The organism is Pseudomonas sp. BIC9C, from assembly GCF_034541995.1.
GTDB lineage: Bacteria > Pseudomonadota > Gammaproteobacteria > Pseudomonadales > Pseudomonadaceae > Aquipseudomonas > Aquipseudomonas fluorescens_CC.
Window position 1 is genome coordinate 483,281 of record NZ_JAWDGM010000005.1, and the last position, 15,399, is coordinate 498,679.

Sequence of the window (15,399 nt, forward strand, 5' to 3'; positions counted from 1 at the left end):
GCTTACACGCTGAGTGCGGCGCGCAGTTGCGCTTCGAGAACAGTGGCGTCCAGCTCCTGGCCGATCAGCACCAGGCGGGTGATGCGCGCTTCTTCAGCCCCCACTGGCGGTCGAAGTGCTTGTCGAAACGCGTGCCCACGCCCTGGATCAGCAGGCGCATCGGCTTGTTCGGAACGGCGGCGAAACCTTTGACGCGCAGGATGCCGTGCTGGACCACCAGTTGGGTCAGCGCGTCCATCAGCAGGCTTTCGTCGGCTTGCGGCAGTTCGATGGAAATCGAATCGAAGGCGTCGTGATCGTGGTCATCATGATCGTCGTCGCCATCGTGATGATGGTCGTGGTGGCTGTGGCGGCTGTCGATGTGCTCTTCGGAGCCGGCACCGAGGCCGATCAGCACGTCCAGCGGCAGGCGACCGCTGCTGGCTTCGACGATTTTCACCGCTGGCGGCAACTCTTCGGCGACTTCCAGGCGCACGCGGGTCAGGTCTACCGGTGCAATCAGGTCGGTTTTGTTGAGGATCACCAGGTCGGCACTGGCCAGTTGGTCAGCGAACAGTTCGTGCAGTGGCGATTCGTGGTCCAGGTTCGGGTCGAGTTTGCGCTGGGCGTCGACCTGGTCCGGGAACGCAGCGAAGGTGCCGGCGGCCACTGCCGGGCTGTCGACCACGGTGATGACCGCGTCAACGGTGCAGGCGCTGCGGATTTCCGGCCACTGGAAGGCTTGCACCAGCGGCTTTGGCAGGGCCAGGCCGGAGGTTTCGATGAGGATGTGGTCGAGATCGCCGCGACGGGCCACCAGCTCGCGCATCACCGGGAAGAATTCTTCCTGAACGGTGCAGCACAGACAGCCATTGGCCAGCTCATAGACACGGCCGCTGGCTTCTTCTTCGGTGCAACCGATCGAGCACTGCTTGAGGATTTCGCCATCAATGCCCAATTCACCGAATTCGTTGACGATCACCGCGATGCGGCGACCCTGGGCGTTGTCGAGCATGTGCCGCAGCAGCGTGGTTTTACCCGAGCCGAGAAAGCCGGTAACGATGGTGACGGGGAGTTTGGCCAGTGTTTTCATCGGATGCCCTATGGCTTAGGTGGCGGGCATACGGGACGACGACCGGCAACGCGCACGCGGTTGCCTGAAGAGTTCGCCACCGGATCACCCCGCCCGGTTGAAAGTGAGAATCTGTGTCGAGGCAGGTCTCCTGGCTGACGGTGTGCCGGCCTTGAGCCTGGCATTCGCTGCGCCTTCCCGCCGGTCTCATGGATTGAGCCTGCAGTGGCGTGGCAACGAACATCACCGTTCACAGTTGCGGGGGCAGCCGCGGCATCGACCGCGTTCCCTTCTTAGCTTCGACAAACGCCGAAGAACCTCGAAAGCGCAAGGCTACGCATGGTATTGGGGCGGGTCAATGTTCACGTGACTTCTGCGGTGTGCCCTTCGCGAGCAAGCCCGCTCCCACATTTGATCGAGTCCTTTCAGGGAAAAAGGGTCAAGTGTGGGAGCGGGCTTGCTCGCGAAGAAAGCGACTCGGTTTCCAGTTGAGAACCCTTGCCAATTGACGCCCAACCCCTGCCCATGCTCTCCTACACACCTTGTTACGGGTGCCCTTCACAGGGTGAAACGGGAAACCGGTGAATCATGTGCTTTACTCTAAAGCCATGTCAGTCCGGTGCTGCCCCCGCAACGGTAAGCGAGCGAAGCATCAGATCCACTGTGCCATCACGGCATGGGAAGGTGATGCTTGCTGGATCAGGCGGATGCCTGCGCCCCTCGTGAGCCCGGAGACCGGCCCGCAACACAAAGTGACCAGAACGGTCACTGAAACAACAAACCCGCGGTGGGCGGGCGCTGTTTGAAACGCTGCGCGCCTGGTCGTGCGGGGTTTTGCATGCGCTCTCATTCCCCGCTGACAGACCAGAGGGAAACGCCATGTCGATCATCAGCAGCGCCGGCCACACTACAACCAGCACCACTTCTACCCTGACTCAACGCCTGACCGCCGCCGTCTGCGCGTCGATCCTGGGCGCGTGCCTGGTGTATTTCGCCGGTTTCTCGCACATCGAAGCGGTGCACAACGCCGCCCACGATACCCGCCACAGCTCCGCGTTTCCGTGCCATTGAGACCTGCCAATATGATCAAGCGTATTGCGCAAACCGCAGGTTTCACCGGGCTGCTGGCCGCCCTGTTGCTGACCCTGCTGCAAAGCTTCTGGGTCGCGCCCCTGATTCTGCAAGCCGAAACCTACGAAAAAGCCGAACCGGCCACTGTTGAAATGCATGAGCATGCCGACGGTGCGATGGCTGCCCACACTCACGATGCGCAAGCCTGGGAGCCGGAAGATGGCTGGCAGCGCGTACTGTCGACCACCGGCGGTAACCTGGTGGTGGCTGTCGGTTTCGCCCTGATGCTGGCCGGCCTGTACACCTTGCGCGCGCCGACCAGAACCTCCCAGGGCCTGCTCTGGGGCCTGGCCGGTTATGCGACATTCGTGCTCGCGCCGACCCTCGGCCTGCCACCTGAATTGCCTGGCACTGCCGCAGCCGATCTGGCACAACGGCAACTGTGGTGGGTCGGCACCGCCGCCTCCACCGCCGTCGGTATCGCCCTGATCGTATTCAGCCGTCACTGGCTGATGAAAGTCCTCGGCGCGGCCATCCTCGCCGTTCCCCATGTGATTGGTGCACCGCAACCGGAGGTGCATTCGATGCTTGCTCCCGAGGCGCTGGAAGCCCAGTTCAAAATCGCTTCGCAACTGACCAACGTGGCGTTCTGGCTGGCCCTGGGCCTGATCAGCGCCTGGTTGTTCCGTCGCAAAAGCGATGGCCAATACCACGCATGACGATTGTCAGCACAGCGCCGACCCTGGTGGTCGGCCTGGGCTGCCAGCGGGGCTGCCCCGTCAGCACGTTGCGGGCGCTGCTCGACCAGGCGTTGGCGGCGCATCAGATCCCGCTGCATGAAATCAAGGCCCTGGCCAGCATCGACTTGAAACGCGACGAACCGGCACTGATCGAGTTGGCGACGCAACTTGGCCTGGAATTGATGTACTTCAGCAGCGAACAACTGGCCGTTTATGAGCCGCAACTCAGTCATCAATCGCAAATAGCGTTTGAACGTACCGGTTGCTACGGCGTGGCGGAAAGCGCCGCACTGGCCCTGGCAGAACAACTGGCCCAGGCCCCGGCAAAACTGCTGATTCCACGACAAAAGTATGCCCAGGCAACACTGGCATTGGCCGGCGCCGCCTGAAATCCCCGATAATCCCCGCCATCAATCATGAACATTCTTCATCTGAAGCCCTGTTCAGCCCCTTTTTTCCCCACAGGAACCGACGATGACCGTCTACTTTATTGGCGCAGGTCCCGGCGACCCCGAACTGATTACCGTCAAGGGCCAGCGGCTGATTCGCAGCTGCCCGGTGATCATTTATGCCGGTTCCCTGGTGCCTGCCGCCGTACTGGAAGGTCATTGTGCCGAACAGGTGGTCAACAGCGCAGAACTGCACCTGGAACAGATCATCGACCTGATCAAGACCGCCCACGGCAAAGGTCAGGATGTTGCCCGGGTGCACTCCGGCGATCCGAGCCTGTATGGCGCCATTGGCGAGCAGATCCGCTATCTGCGTGAGCTGGGCATTGCGTTCGAAATCGTGCCAGGCGTGACGGCCACAGCCGCTTGTGCAGCGCTTTTGGGTACAGAACTGACACTGCCGGATATTTCACAGAGTGTGATCCTCACTCGCTACGCCGACAAAACCACGATGCCACCCGGTGAGGAATTCTCCGGCCTGGCGCAGCACGGCGCGACCATGGCGATTCATTTGGGGGTCAGTCACCTGCCGAAGATCGTTGAAGAACTGCTGCCGCATTACGGCGCCGATTGCCCGATTGCGGTGGTGCACCGCGCGAGCTGGCCGGATCAGGATTGGGTGGTGGGAACGCTTGAGGATATTGCCGGGAAGGTTGAAGCCAGGGGATTTCGTCGTACGGCGTTGATTCTGGTGGGCCGGGTGCTGGGCAGTGACCACTTCAGCGAGTCGTCGCTGTATCGCGCGGGGCATGCGCATCTCTATCGCCCATAGCGCCCTCTTCGCGAGCAAGTCGGATCGCCGCACCGCCGCTCCCACATTTGGAATGCATTCCCCTGTGGGAGCGGGCTTGCTCGCGAAGGCGTCAGTGAATTCAACCCATAAAAAAACGGCGCTCACGGGGCGCCGTTTTTTCGTTTCGCAGCGAACACCTTAGTAGTAGGCGTTTTCTTTCTGCGTATGGTCGGTCACGTCGCGAACGCCCTTGAGCTCGGGAATTCGCTCGAGCAAGGTGCGCTCGATGCCTTCCTTCAGCGTCACGTCGGCCTGACCGCAGCCCTGGCAACCACCGCCGAACTGCAGGACAGCGATGCCGTCGTCGACCACGTCGATCAGGGTGACCTGACCGCCGTGGCTGGCCAGACCCGGGTTGATCTCGGTTTGCAGGTAATAGTTGATGCGCTCGTTGACCGGGCTGTCGGCGTTGACCATCGGCACCTTGGCGTTTGGCGCCTTGATGGTCAGCTGGCCGCCCATGCGGTCGGTGGCGTAGTCGACAACGGCATCGTCCAGGAAGGCTTCGCTGAAATGGTCGATGTACGCGGTGAAGCTTTTCAGCCCCAGCGCAGTGTCTTCGGGTTTTTCTTCGCCCGGCTTGCAGTAGGCAATGCAGGTTTCTGCGTACTGGGTGCCAGGCTGGGTGATGAAGACGCGGATGCCGATGCCCGGGGTGTTCTGCTTGGAGAGCAGATCAGCCAGGTAATCGTGGGCGGCGTCAGTGATGGTAATAGCGGTCATGGAAACTCCTCGCAGGCTTGGGCGCAGTTTACGCCAATCAACGCGCCGGACAAAGTCCTAGTATTTTGTCGGGAAAGAATTGTGGGAGCGGGCTTGCTCGCGAAGGCGTCGTGTCAGGCAAATCAATTGCGACTGACACACCGCTTTCGCGAGCAAGCCCGCTCCCACAGGGGATCTGCGTCCGATCAGAGGTTCTCGTATCGGTTCATGTCCAGCACGCCCTCTTCCACCGGATCGGTTTCGTGGATGTAGCGGCTCAGATCATGGAAATACACCCAGAATTGCGGATGACTGCGCCGTATTCCCCACCGTTCGACGATTTTCTCGAAGCTATCGGAATCCTTGGCGTTTTCCATCGCATCTACAAACGCCGGCACTTGCCCGGCCGGGATGTTGAACATGAAGTTCGGGTAGCTGCTGAGCACGCCCGGGAAAATCGTCAGGGTGTCGAGCCCCGGCTGATAGCGCAGGGATTCGCCAAGCAGGAACGCGACATTACTGTGGGCACGGTTGCGCAGCAGGCTGTAGACCTCGCGCTTGCCACTGCGGGTCTCGATCCGCAGCAGGGTCGCTTCCGGCAGTTGATCGATGACTTTGAGTCCCGCCGCCGGGCGCGAAGTCAGTCGGCTCAACGCCTGCTCGGCACTTTGCAGGTCCGGATCGATATTCGGTCGCGAGCAGTAGGCACCATCGCAGCGGTTGATCGGGTCGGGCCGGGCATTGAGATCGCCATAACGGGCCAGCAATTGTTGGGCGAAATCCCGCTTGGGATCCTGCGGGTCAAGCTTCAGTGCAGTCGGCTTGTCATCGTCGATGGACTCGTAGTCCAGCCACATCTTGAATTTGCCACTGTTCTGATACCAGTCGTCGAGGTAGCCATCCCGGGAATCGGCAGGCATCAGGCGCAGGAAGTTTTGCTCGGCACCGTTGCGGATCAGGTCGAAATACAGGCGCGTCTGGGCCTGGTGGGACACGTTGCCAAACACATCGAAGTTCACTGCCAGTTGATAGTAGGTGCGCTCCAGCAGCGGATAGTCGAACAGCCACATCGTTTGCGGCACCTCGCCGATCAGACCCTTGGTCACCGAAGCACTGTCGAAATGACGGAAAATACTGAGCAACGCATTGTCGTTGCCGGCCCACAGGGTCGACCAGCTCGGTGCCGGCTGGTCGGCGTAGCTGTCACGGCGCAAGACTTCATATTCATTGCGTTTGTCGCGGTAGTCGTGCCACAGGCTGAGGACGCTGCCGACATCGTCGTTCTGCCCCGGCATGGCCAGCAGCGGCGTAGCCTGCCCGCGATAATTCGGATCGGTGACATAGAGGTCGTGCTCGGGCGCCTGGAACAGCGCCCAGAAATTATCGCGGATCACGTCGGTGGCGATCTGGCCACGACACACTGGCCCACGGATAAAGGTGCGCACAAAGTACTCGGCGTTATCGAGCATGAACTGATAGCGCGCCTGGGCCGGAATCGCTTCGAAGGTGGCAAACGGGTTGGCCCGGCTCTGCGGCCCATAGCCCGGCAATGCGTCGACCTGCCAGTTGCCGCTGTAGAACAGGCTCTTGACCCGCGCCAGCTTCGCTGAATTCAGCGGATAAGTGATATGGGTCTTGTGCACGATCACACCCTGCACCGGCCACAAGCGGTAGTAAAACTGCGTGCCCGGATCATCGTTCGGGCGACGGGTGTTGATCAGGTCGATCGGCTGGCCGGTCGGGGTGCGCGAACGCACCCACTGGAAGAAATGCCCGGGCTCGCCATCCTTGAAGTAGAGATGGGCGAGGAACCAGTGCTCGTACAGCCAGCGCCCCACCAGACTTTCCCGGGCGCCCGGCGAATTGAGCAGATTTTCCCACTGGACCACTTCCTGGGCTTCCCTGGCGCTCGGGACCAGGCCCTGCTGGTCGATGGGCGCCCCTGCCGCCAGCCAGCGTTGCAGCGTCTGGTACTGCTGGTCGGTCAGGCCGGTCACTGCCAGCGGCATGCCCTCCTTCGGGTGCGCAGCGGCATAGCCGCCGAACTCCGCGGGCATGGCGCACATGTTTTCCCGGTTCAGACCCAGGACGATGTCTTGCGGCAGTTTCGCGTTGGGTTGCAACGGGGTGTTGTGGCCAAGCTCCAGCATCCGCGCCATCAATGCGGCCTGGCTACCCTGGGCATCGAGCACCGAATAGAAGCCCTTTTGCTGCCAGGCGGTTTTTCCGGAGGCGTCCAAAAACAGTCGCGTCGGTGCCACCGCTTTGGTGCGGTCACCGTCATACACCGGGACTTTCGTCGCGCCCCGTGCCGCGCCCTCGCCGCTGCCCAGGTTGAGCTGACAGGCGGCGTCGTTGCAGGCGTGGCAGGCCACGCACTTTTCAGTGAAGATCGGTTGAATATCACGGCTGTAGGAAATGGCAGAGAAAACTGCCGGACTTTGCGCCACGGCGCCCCAGCTTAAAAACAACAGCAATGTGCCGATGACGAAGCGATACGACATGTCCCTGGTCCCGAATCCTGAAAAAACGCCGCGATTCTACCGGTCTGTCATCCCTGCCAACATGAACGATATTCATGCAAAACCGAGTCATGCTCTAAAAGCGCACAGGTTTGCTATCATCCCGGCCCTTCGTCATGGTCTTACCGAGTAGTCCAAATGTCCGATCGCAGCGTTCGCCTTCAAGCTCTCAAGCACGCCCTCAAAGAGCGCATCCTGATTCTCGATGGCGGTATGGGCACGATGATCCAGAGCTACAAGCTCGAAGAGCAGGATTACCGTGGCAAACGCTTCGCTGACTGGCCGAGCGATGTCAAAGGCAACAACGACTTGTTGGTGCTGACTCGCCCGGACGTGATTGGCGGCATTGAAAAAGCCTACCTGGACGCCGGCGCCGACATTCTGGAAACCAACACCTTCAACGCCACCCAGATCTCTCTGGCTGACTACGGCATGCAAGGCCTGGCGTATGAGTTAAACGTAGAAGGCGCACGCCTGGCACGCAAGGTTGCCGACGCCAAGACCCTGGAAACCCCGGACAAGCCGCGCTTCGTTGCCGGCGTACTCGGCCCGACCAGTCGCACCTGCTCGTTGTCGCCTGACGTGAACAACCCCGGCTATCGCAACGTGACCTTCGATGAACTGGTGGAGAACTACACCGAATCCACCAAAGGCCTGATCGAAGGCGGCGCCGACCTGATCCTGATCGAAACCATTTTCGACACCCTGAACGCCAAGGCCGCGATCTTCGCCGTACAAGGCGTGTTCGAGGAACTGGGCGTCGAACTGCCGATCATGATTTCCGGCACCATCACCGACGCCTCGGGCCGCACCCTGTCGGGCCAGACCACTGAAGCGTTCTGGAACTCCGTGGCCCACGCCAAGCCGATTTCCGTCGGCCTGAACTGCGCCCTCGGCGCCCGTGAATTGCGCCCGTACCTCGAAGAGCTGTCGAACAAGGCCAACACCCACGTTTCCGCGCACCCGAACGCCGGCCTGCCGAACGAATTCGGCGAGTACGACGAGTTGCCATCGGAAACCGCCAAGGTCATCGAAGAGTTCGCCCAAAGCGGCTTCCTCAACATCGTCGGCGGCTGCTGCGGCACCACGCCGGGCCACATCGAAGCCATCGCCAAGGCCGTGGCCGGTTACGCGCCGCGCGAAATTCCGGACATTCCCAAGGCTTGCCGCCTCTCAGGCCTGGAACCCTTCACCATCGATCGCAGCTCGCTGTTCGTCAACGTCGGCGAACGCACCAACATCACCGGTTCCGCCAAGTTCGCCCGCCTGATCCGCGAAGACAACTACACCGAAGCCCTGGAAGTCGCCCTGCAGCAGGTCGAAGCCGGCGCCCAGGTGATCGACATCAACATGGACGAAGGGATGCTCGATTCGAAGAAGGCCATGGTGACCTTCCTCAATCTGATTGCCGGCGAACCGGACATCTCCCGCGTACCGATCATGATCGACTCCTCCAAGTGGGAAGTGATCGAAGCCGGCCTCAAGTGCATCCAGGGCAAGGGCATCGTCAACTCGATCAGCATGAAAGAAGGCGTCGAGCAGTTCATTCACCACGCCAAACTGTGCAAGCGCTACGGCGCCGCGGTGGTGGTGATGGCCTTCGACGAAGCCGGCCAGGCCGACACCGAAGCGCGCAAGAAAGAAATCTGCAAACGCTCCTACGACATTCTGGTCAACGAAGTGGACTTCCCGCCGGAAGACATCATCTTCGACCCGAACATCTTCGCCGTGGCCACCGGTATCGAAGAGCACAACAACTACGCCGTCGATTTCATCAACGCCTGTGCCTACATCCGTGACGAGCTGCCGTATGCGCTGACCTCCGGCGGCGTGTCCAACGTGTCGTTCTCGTTCCGCGGCAACAACCCGGTGCGCGAGGCGATCCACTCGGTGTTCCTGCTGTACGCGATCCGCGCCGGGCTGACCATGGGCATCGTCAACGCCGGCCAACTGGAGATCTACGACCAGATCCCGGTGGAGTTGCGTGACGCCGTCGAGGACGTGATCCTCAACCGCACTCTGGAAGGCACCGACGCCCTCCTCGCCATCGCCGACAAGTACAAGGGTGACGGCAGCGTCAAGGAAGCCGAGACCGAAGAGTGGCGCAACTGGGACGTCAACAAGCGTCTGGAACATGCGCTGGTCAAAGGCATCACCACCCACATCGTTGAAGACACCGAAGAATCGCGCCTGTCCTTCAGCCGCCCGATCGAAGTGATCGAAGGCCCGTTGATGGCCGGCATGAACATCGTCGGCGACCTGTTCGGTGCCGGCAAAATGTTCCTGCCTCAGGTGGTGAAATCCGCCCGCGTGATGAAGCAGGCCGTGGCGCACCTGATCCCGTTCATCGAACTGGAAAAGGGCGACAAGCCGGAGGCCAAGGGCAAGATCCTGATGGCCACAGTGAAAGGCGACGTACACGACATCGGCAAGAACATCGTTGGCGTGGTGCTGGGCTGCAACGGCTATGACATCGTCGACCTCGGCGTGATGGTCCCGGCGGAGAAGATCCTCCAGGTGGCCAGGGAGCAGAAGTGCGACATCATCGGCCTGTCCGGGCTGATCACTCCGTCGCTGGACGAGATGGTCCACGTCGCCCGCGAAATGCAGCGTCAGGACTTCCACCTGCCGTTGATGATCGGTGGCGCCACCACCTCCAAGGCGCACACGGCGGTGAAGATCGAACCAAAGTACAGCAATGATGCGGTGATCTACGTCACCGACGCCTCCCGCGCCGTGGGTGTGGCGACGCAGTTGCTGTCCAAGGAGCTCAAGGCCGGTTTCGTCGAGAAAACCCGCCAGGATTACATCGAGGTTCGCGAGCGCACCTCCAACCGCAGCGCCCGCACCGAACGCCTGAGCTATGGCGCGGCCATCGCCAAGAAGCCGCAATTCGACTGGGCGTCCTACACGCCGGTCAAACCGACTTTCACCGGCACGCGGGTACTGGACAACATCGACCTCAATGTTCTGGCCGAGTACATCGACTGGACGCCGTTTTTCATCTCCTGGGACCTGGCCGGCAAGTTCCCGCGCATCCTCCAGGACGAAGTGGTCGGTGAAGCCGCCACCGCGTTGTACAAAGATGCCCGGGAAATGCTGACCAAGCTGATCGACGAGAAATTGATCAGCGCTCGCGCGGTGTTCGGCTTCTGGCCGGCCAACCAGGTGCATGACGACGACATCGAGCTCTATGGCGATGACGGCAAGCCAATGGCCAAGCTGCATCACCTGCGCCAGCAGATCATCAAGACCGACGGCAAGCCGAACTTCTCCCTGGCCGACTTCGTCGCGCCGAAAGACAGTGAAGTGACCGACTACGTGGGTGGTTTCATCACCACCGCCGGCATCGGCGCCGAAGAAGTGGCCAAGGCCTATCAGGACGCTGGCGACGACTACAACTCGATCATGGTCAAGGCCCTGGCCGACCGCCTGGCCGAAGCGTGCGCCGAGTGGCTGCACCAGCAAGTGCGTAAAGAACACTGGGGCTATGCCAAGGATGAAGTGCTGGATAACGAAGCGCTGATCAAGGAGCAATACACCGGCATCCGTCCGGCACCGGGCTACCCGGCCTGCCCTGACCACACCGAGAAAGCCCAGTTGTTTGCCCTGCTCGATCCAGAAGCCCAGGAAATGCGCGCAGGCCGCAGTGGTGTATTCCTCACCGAGCACTACGCCATGTTCCCGGCGGCAGCAGTCAGCGGCTGGTACTTCGCTCACCCGCAGGCGCAATACTTTGCCGTGGGCAAGATCGACAAGGACCAGGTGCAGAGCTACACCTCGCGTAAAGGCCAGGAGTTGAGCGTGACCGAACGCTGGCTGGCGCCGAACCTGGGTTACGACAACTAAGCCGCGCTGTGTTGGCCACAATACTGTGGCCAACACAGACCTCCTGTGGGAGCGGGCTTGCTCGCGAATGCGGTGCATCAGGCGACTTTAATATCGACTGACACGACCTCTTCGCAAGCAATCCCGCTCCCACTTTTGTCTTGTGCATGTCTGAATTGTCTATGCTTACGACTCACACATTCGTGGCGAGGGATTTATGGACGATCCGGCCGACAACAAGCCGCCAACCTTCTGGCAAATGCTGCACAGCGTCATGGCGGCGGCGTTCGGGGTGCAGAGCGGGAAGAACCGGGCCCGTGATTTCACTCACGGCAAGCCGAGTCATTTCGTGATTCTGGGGATTGGGTTCACGGTGGTGTTCGCATTGACGCTGTTCGGCATCGTCAAGCTGGTGCTACTGCTGGCCGGGGTTTGAGGCGACTCAGTGCATAAGGGTTTGCAGGGTGAACGGGTAACGCCATGACGCGGGACGCCCCTTGGCCGAGAGTTTGTGGAAATCCACACCGAAGCCCTGCGCGGCGCCCATCGCCAGCAGTCGCCTGGCCTGTGTCCGATCGATCAGTTGCAACAACGGCACCTGTCGGTCACGGCCACCGTATTGGCTGATGTCTACGCCTTCATCGTAGTCATGCAATTGCACCAACGCCCAGCCACCGAGGGTGAAGTGCCCGCCCAGCAACACACTCAGGCGACCGTCCAGCAGTGCCTGCAGCGCCGCGGGTGAATTGTTGATCGCGCCGAACAACACGCCTTTGCCTGGCACGCCTCCAGCTTCGACATAGGCCTGCATCACGCCGAACGCCATTTCGTCATTCGCAGCCCAGACCAACGATGTCTGCGGATAACGTTTGAACAATAACCTGGCTTGCTCGTAGGCGCGTTGCCGGGTCCAGCCGCCGTATACCAACTGCCGCAAGCGCACCTCAGGGTGCTCGGCCAGGGCGCGTCGCATGCCTTTCTCGCGAAACTGCGCCGACGGGGTGATTTTCAAACCGGAAAATGCCAGCAAATCGATGGTGTGGCCGGGAGCTACCGGGCCGTGCTGTCGGATCAGTTCCTTGAGCATCAGGTAGCCGCCCTCTTCGTCATTGGGCACCAGGCTGCCGAGCAAATCGGGATACTTGTCTGGTCGCGCGTCGACAAGCTTCATCTGATCCGGGGTCAGGGCGTTGTTGACCATGAACAGCTTCACACCGCTGCCTTTGGCCAGCCGCAGGATTTCGGGGGCGATGTACTGCTCGTTGACGAAAACCAGATAGTCGGGACGATGGTAGCCCTGAAGGGCTTCACGAGCCTGGTGGATGGTATTTTCGGAGACCCGGTCGGAATACTGGATGCTCAAGTCCATCCCCAGGTCGGTCGCCGCGGCCTGCATGAACTGCGAGTAACTCAGCCAGAAAGCTTCCGTGGGGGTTCCCGGGTTCAGGAACAGCACTGACGCCGCCTGGGCACAGGGTCCCACGACCATGCCCAGCGTCAGTAATACGCCACACAGAAACTTCAACATTGGTCGTCCGAGCCCCCGGAAATTCGCTGCGCATTATAGCCAGCGAACGTCCGTAAAACGGCGATTTATCCGTTTTTTGTCGGACAATCGTCGGAACCGGGCCCGGACGGGGTCGTTTACTGATGGCTGACCCAGAAAACCGCCGTCCCCACGACCAGAATGATCAGGAACAAAATTGCCCAGGCATCAACGGTGCTATCGCTTTTCCGTGCTTTGGTTGGGTTGCTCATTGCATCGCCTCTTGTCGGTTTTATCGGTGATTGCAGAAAGACTCGAGCAGAGTAAAGACGACGATTGCCCGCACCACAAACAGGGTCTATGCAGCAACGATTCTCATTAGGCGATTTGGTTCTTTACATATGCTCAAACATCACTTTTACGCATAACTGCAAACTGTTATCTTGCCCCGGCTCCGAAGGGAGTGCGCGGCCGTGCGCGCAGAATTGCAGAGGCTCCATCGGACTCCGGCAAGCACAAAAACGCAGCTGTATCCGAGCGACCCAAGCCTGAGAACAGGACTTATATGTACGTATACGACGAATACGATCAGCGGATCATCGAGGACCGCGTCAAGCAGTTCCGTGATCAGACCCGACGCTATCTGGCAGGCGAGCTGAGCGAAGAAGAATTCCGCCCCCTGCGCCTGCAAAATGGCCTGTATATCCAGCGTTTCGCACCGATGTTGCGAGTCGCCGTGCCTTACGGCCAACTGACTTCGCGGCAAGTGCGAATGATGGCCAGGATTGCCCGCGACTACGACAAGGGCTACGCCCACATCAGTACCCGGCAGAACGTGCAGTTCAACTGGCCGGCCGTGGAAGATATTCCGGACATTCTCGCTGAACTGGCCACCGTGCAGATGCACGCGATCCAGACCAGCGGCAACTGCCTGCGCAACGTCACCACCGACCAGTTTGCCGGCGTCGCCGCCGACGAACTGATCGACCCGCGCCCATGGTGCGAAATCGTGCGCCAGTGGACCACGTTCCACCCGGAATTTGCCTACCTGCCGCGCAAATTCAAGATCGCCGTCAATGGTTCGACCTCCGACCGCGCCGCCATCGAAGTCCATGACATCGGCCTTGAGCCTGTGCACAACGCCGCTGGCGAACTGGGCTTTCGTGTGTTGGTCGGCGGTGGCCTGGGCCGTACGCCGGTGGTGGGTGCATTCATCAATGAATTCCTGCCATGGCAAGACCTGTTGAGCTACCTCGATGCCATCTTGCGGGTCTACAACCGCTACGGCCGTCGCGACAACAAGTACAAGGCGCGGATCAAGATCCTGGTCAAAGCGCTGACGCCTGAAGTCTTCGCACAGAAAGTCGATGCGGAAATGGAGCACCTGCGCGGTGGCCAGACCACGCTGACCGAAGCCGAAGTGCAGCGCGTCGCCAAACACTTCGTCGACCCGGACTACAAGGCGCTGGAGAACCAGACCGCCGCCCTGGCCGAGCTCGACCAGCAGCACCCGGGCTTCGCCCGTTGGCGCGCGCGCAACACCCTGGCCCACAAGAAGCCGGGCTACGTGGCCGTGACCTTGTCCCTGAAGCCGACCGGCGTTGCACCGGGCGACATCACCGACAAGCAGCTCGACGCCGTGGCCGACCTGGCCGACCGTTACAGCTTCGGTCAACTGCGCACCTCCCACGAGCAGAACATCATTCTGGCCGACGTCGAACAGGACAAGCTGTTCGCCATGTGGGGCGAGCTGCGCGAGCAAGGCTTCGCCACGCCGAACATCGGCTTGCTGACCGACATCATCTGCTGCCCGGGTGGTGACTTCTGCTCCCTGGCCAACGCCAAGTCGATCCCGATCGCCGAATCGATCCAGCGCCGTTTCGACGACCTGGACTACCTGTTCGACATCGGCGAACTGGACCTGAACATTTCCGGTTGCATGAACGCCTGTGGTCACCACCACGTCGGCCACATCGGCATTCTCGGGGTGGACAAGAAAGGCGAAGAGTTCTACCAGGTTTCCCTCGGCGGCAGCGCCAGTCGCGACGCCAGCCTGGGCAAGATCCTCGGCCCGTCCTTCGCCCAGGAAGCCATGCCTGACGTGATCGAGAAGCTGATCGACGTGTACATCGAACAACGTACCGAAGACGAGCGTTTCATCGACACCTACCAGCGTATTGGCATCGACCTCTTCAAGGAACGCGTCTATGCAGCGAATAATTAAGAACAACGAGGTCGTCGACGAAACCTGGCACCTGCTGCCCAAGGATTTCAGTATCGACGAGATCACCAACTGCGACGACTACATCGTCCCGTTGCAGCTGTGGCGCGAACACAGTCGTATGCTCCTGGCCCGCGACGGTGGCCTGGGCATCTGGCTGGACGCCGATGAAGAAGCCGAGGAAATCGGTGAAGACGTGGCGCAGTTCCAGGTCATCGCCCTGAACTTCCCGGCCTTCACCGATGGCCGCAACTACTCCAATGCCCGCCTGCTGCGTGACCGTTATGGTTTCAAGGGCGAATTGCGGGCCATTGGCGACGTGCTGCGTGACCAGTTGTTCTACATGCATCGCTGTGGATTCGACGCTTTTGCCGTACGCCCCGATAAAGACCCGTATGAAGCTTTGGAAGGTCTCAAGGACTTCTCGGTGACCTATCAGGCCGCCACTGACGAACCGCTGCCGCTGTTCCGTCGCCGCTAAGCAAGTACGTAGCCCGAAAAAAAGCCCTGAGCCGGAAACCGGCTCAGGGCTTTTT

Annotated in this window: 11 protein-coding genes, 1 pseudogene and 2 riboswitches; of the genes and pseudogenes, 8 read left to right on the plus strand and 4 right to left on the minus strand. The window is 60.6% G+C overall.

Going from position 1 to position 15,399, the window contains the following annotated elements; all coding sequences use genetic code 11:
* Positions 1-2: 2 nt before the first annotated feature.
* Positions 3-1,072: pseudogene (cobW, locus tag RS887_RS23230) on the minus strand (cobalamin biosynthesis protein CobW).
* 102 nt (positions 1,073-1,174) lie between these two features.
* Positions 1,175-1,388: riboswitch (cobalamin riboswitch) on the minus strand.
* Between the two features lie 195 nt (positions 1,389-1,583).
* Positions 1,584-1,810: riboswitch (cobalamin riboswitch) on the plus strand.
* 120 nt (positions 1,811-1,930) lie between these two features.
* Here cobW and RS887_RS23235 point away from each other — a divergent pair.
* The 4 genes from RS887_RS23235 to cobM all read left to right on the plus strand — a co-directional run bounded on the left by RS887_RS23235 (position 1,931) and on the right by cobM (position 4,083).
* A complete protein-coding gene (locus RS887_RS23235; RefSeq protein WP_008015918.1) occupies positions 1,931-2,122 on the plus strand; it encodes a CbtB domain-containing protein in 192 nt (63 codons plus the stop codon).
* A gap of 11 nt (positions 2,123-2,133) precedes the next feature.
* Positions 2,134-2,841, plus strand: coding sequence for a CbtA family protein (locus RS887_RS23240; protein WP_322617207.1), 708 nt, complete (start codon positions 2,134-2,136; stop codon positions 2,839-2,841).
* Positions 2,838-3,251: a cobalamin biosynthesis protein gene (locus RS887_RS23245; protein ID WP_322617208.1), complete on the plus strand. Its 414-nt coding sequence runs from the start codon at positions 2,838-2,840 to the stop codon at positions 3,249-3,251. Before RS887_RS23240 ends, RS887_RS23245 begins: the two co-directional genes overlap by 4 nt.
* Positions 3,252-3,336: 85 nt before the next feature.
* Complete coding sequence (gene cobM / locus RS887_RS23250; RefSeq protein ID WP_322617209.1) at positions 3,337-4,083, plus strand: precorrin-4 C(11)-methyltransferase; 747 nt, start codon at positions 3,337-3,339, stop codon at positions 4,081-4,083.
* A 159-nt stretch (positions 4,084-4,242) separates the two neighbouring features.
* On the opposite strand, the gene nfuA is transcribed toward cobM, so the two are convergent.
* Together nfuA and RS887_RS23260 are read right to left on the minus strand one after the other, a co-directional pair.
* Positions 4,243-4,827, minus strand: coding sequence for a Fe-S biogenesis protein NfuA (gene nfuA / locus RS887_RS23255; RefSeq protein ID WP_008015925.1), 585 nt, complete (start codon positions 4,825-4,827; stop codon positions 4,243-4,245).
* Between the two features lie 185 nt (positions 4,828-5,012).
* Complete coding sequence (locus tag RS887_RS23260) at positions 5,013-7,310, minus strand: fatty acid cis/trans isomerase (RefSeq protein WP_322617210.1); 2,298 nt, start codon at positions 7,308-7,310, stop codon at positions 5,013-5,015.
* Between the two features lie 156 nt (positions 7,311-7,466).
* Here RS887_RS23260 and metH point away from each other — a divergent pair, with 156 nt between their 5' ends.
* Both metH and RS887_RS23270 read left to right on the plus strand, forming a co-directional pair.
* Positions 7,467-11,177 (plus strand): methionine synthase, encoded by a 3,711-nt coding sequence (gene metH, locus RS887_RS23265; protein ID WP_322617211.1) that lies wholly within the window; start codon positions 7,467-7,469, stop codon positions 11,175-11,177.
* Positions 11,178-11,373: 196 nt separating this feature from the next.
* Positions 11,374-11,592: a DUF2970 domain-containing protein gene (locus RS887_RS23270; protein WP_008015928.1), complete on the plus strand. Its 219-nt coding sequence runs from the start codon at positions 11,374-11,376 to the stop codon at positions 11,590-11,592.
* Positions 11,593-11,598: 6 nt separating this feature from the next.
* On the opposite strand, the gene RS887_RS23275 is transcribed toward RS887_RS23270, so the two are convergent.
* Complete coding sequence (locus tag RS887_RS23275) at positions 11,599-12,684, minus strand: ABC transporter substrate-binding protein (RefSeq protein WP_322617212.1); 1,086 nt, start codon at positions 12,682-12,684, stop codon at positions 11,599-11,601.
* Positions 12,685-13,207: 523 nt separating this feature from the next.
* Here RS887_RS23275 and RS887_RS23280 point away from each other — a divergent pair.
* Both RS887_RS23280 and RS887_RS23285 read left to right on the plus strand, forming a co-directional pair.
* A complete protein-coding gene (locus RS887_RS23280; protein WP_322617213.1) occupies positions 13,208-14,866 on the plus strand; it encodes a nitrite/sulfite reductase in 1,659 nt (552 codons plus the stop codon).
* Complete coding sequence (locus RS887_RS23285; protein ID WP_111283403.1) at positions 14,850-15,344, plus strand: DUF934 domain-containing protein; 495 nt, start codon at positions 14,850-14,852, stop codon at positions 15,342-15,344. Before RS887_RS23280 ends, RS887_RS23285 begins: the two co-directional genes overlap by 17 nt.
* Positions 15,345-15,399: the final 55 nt, after the last annotated feature.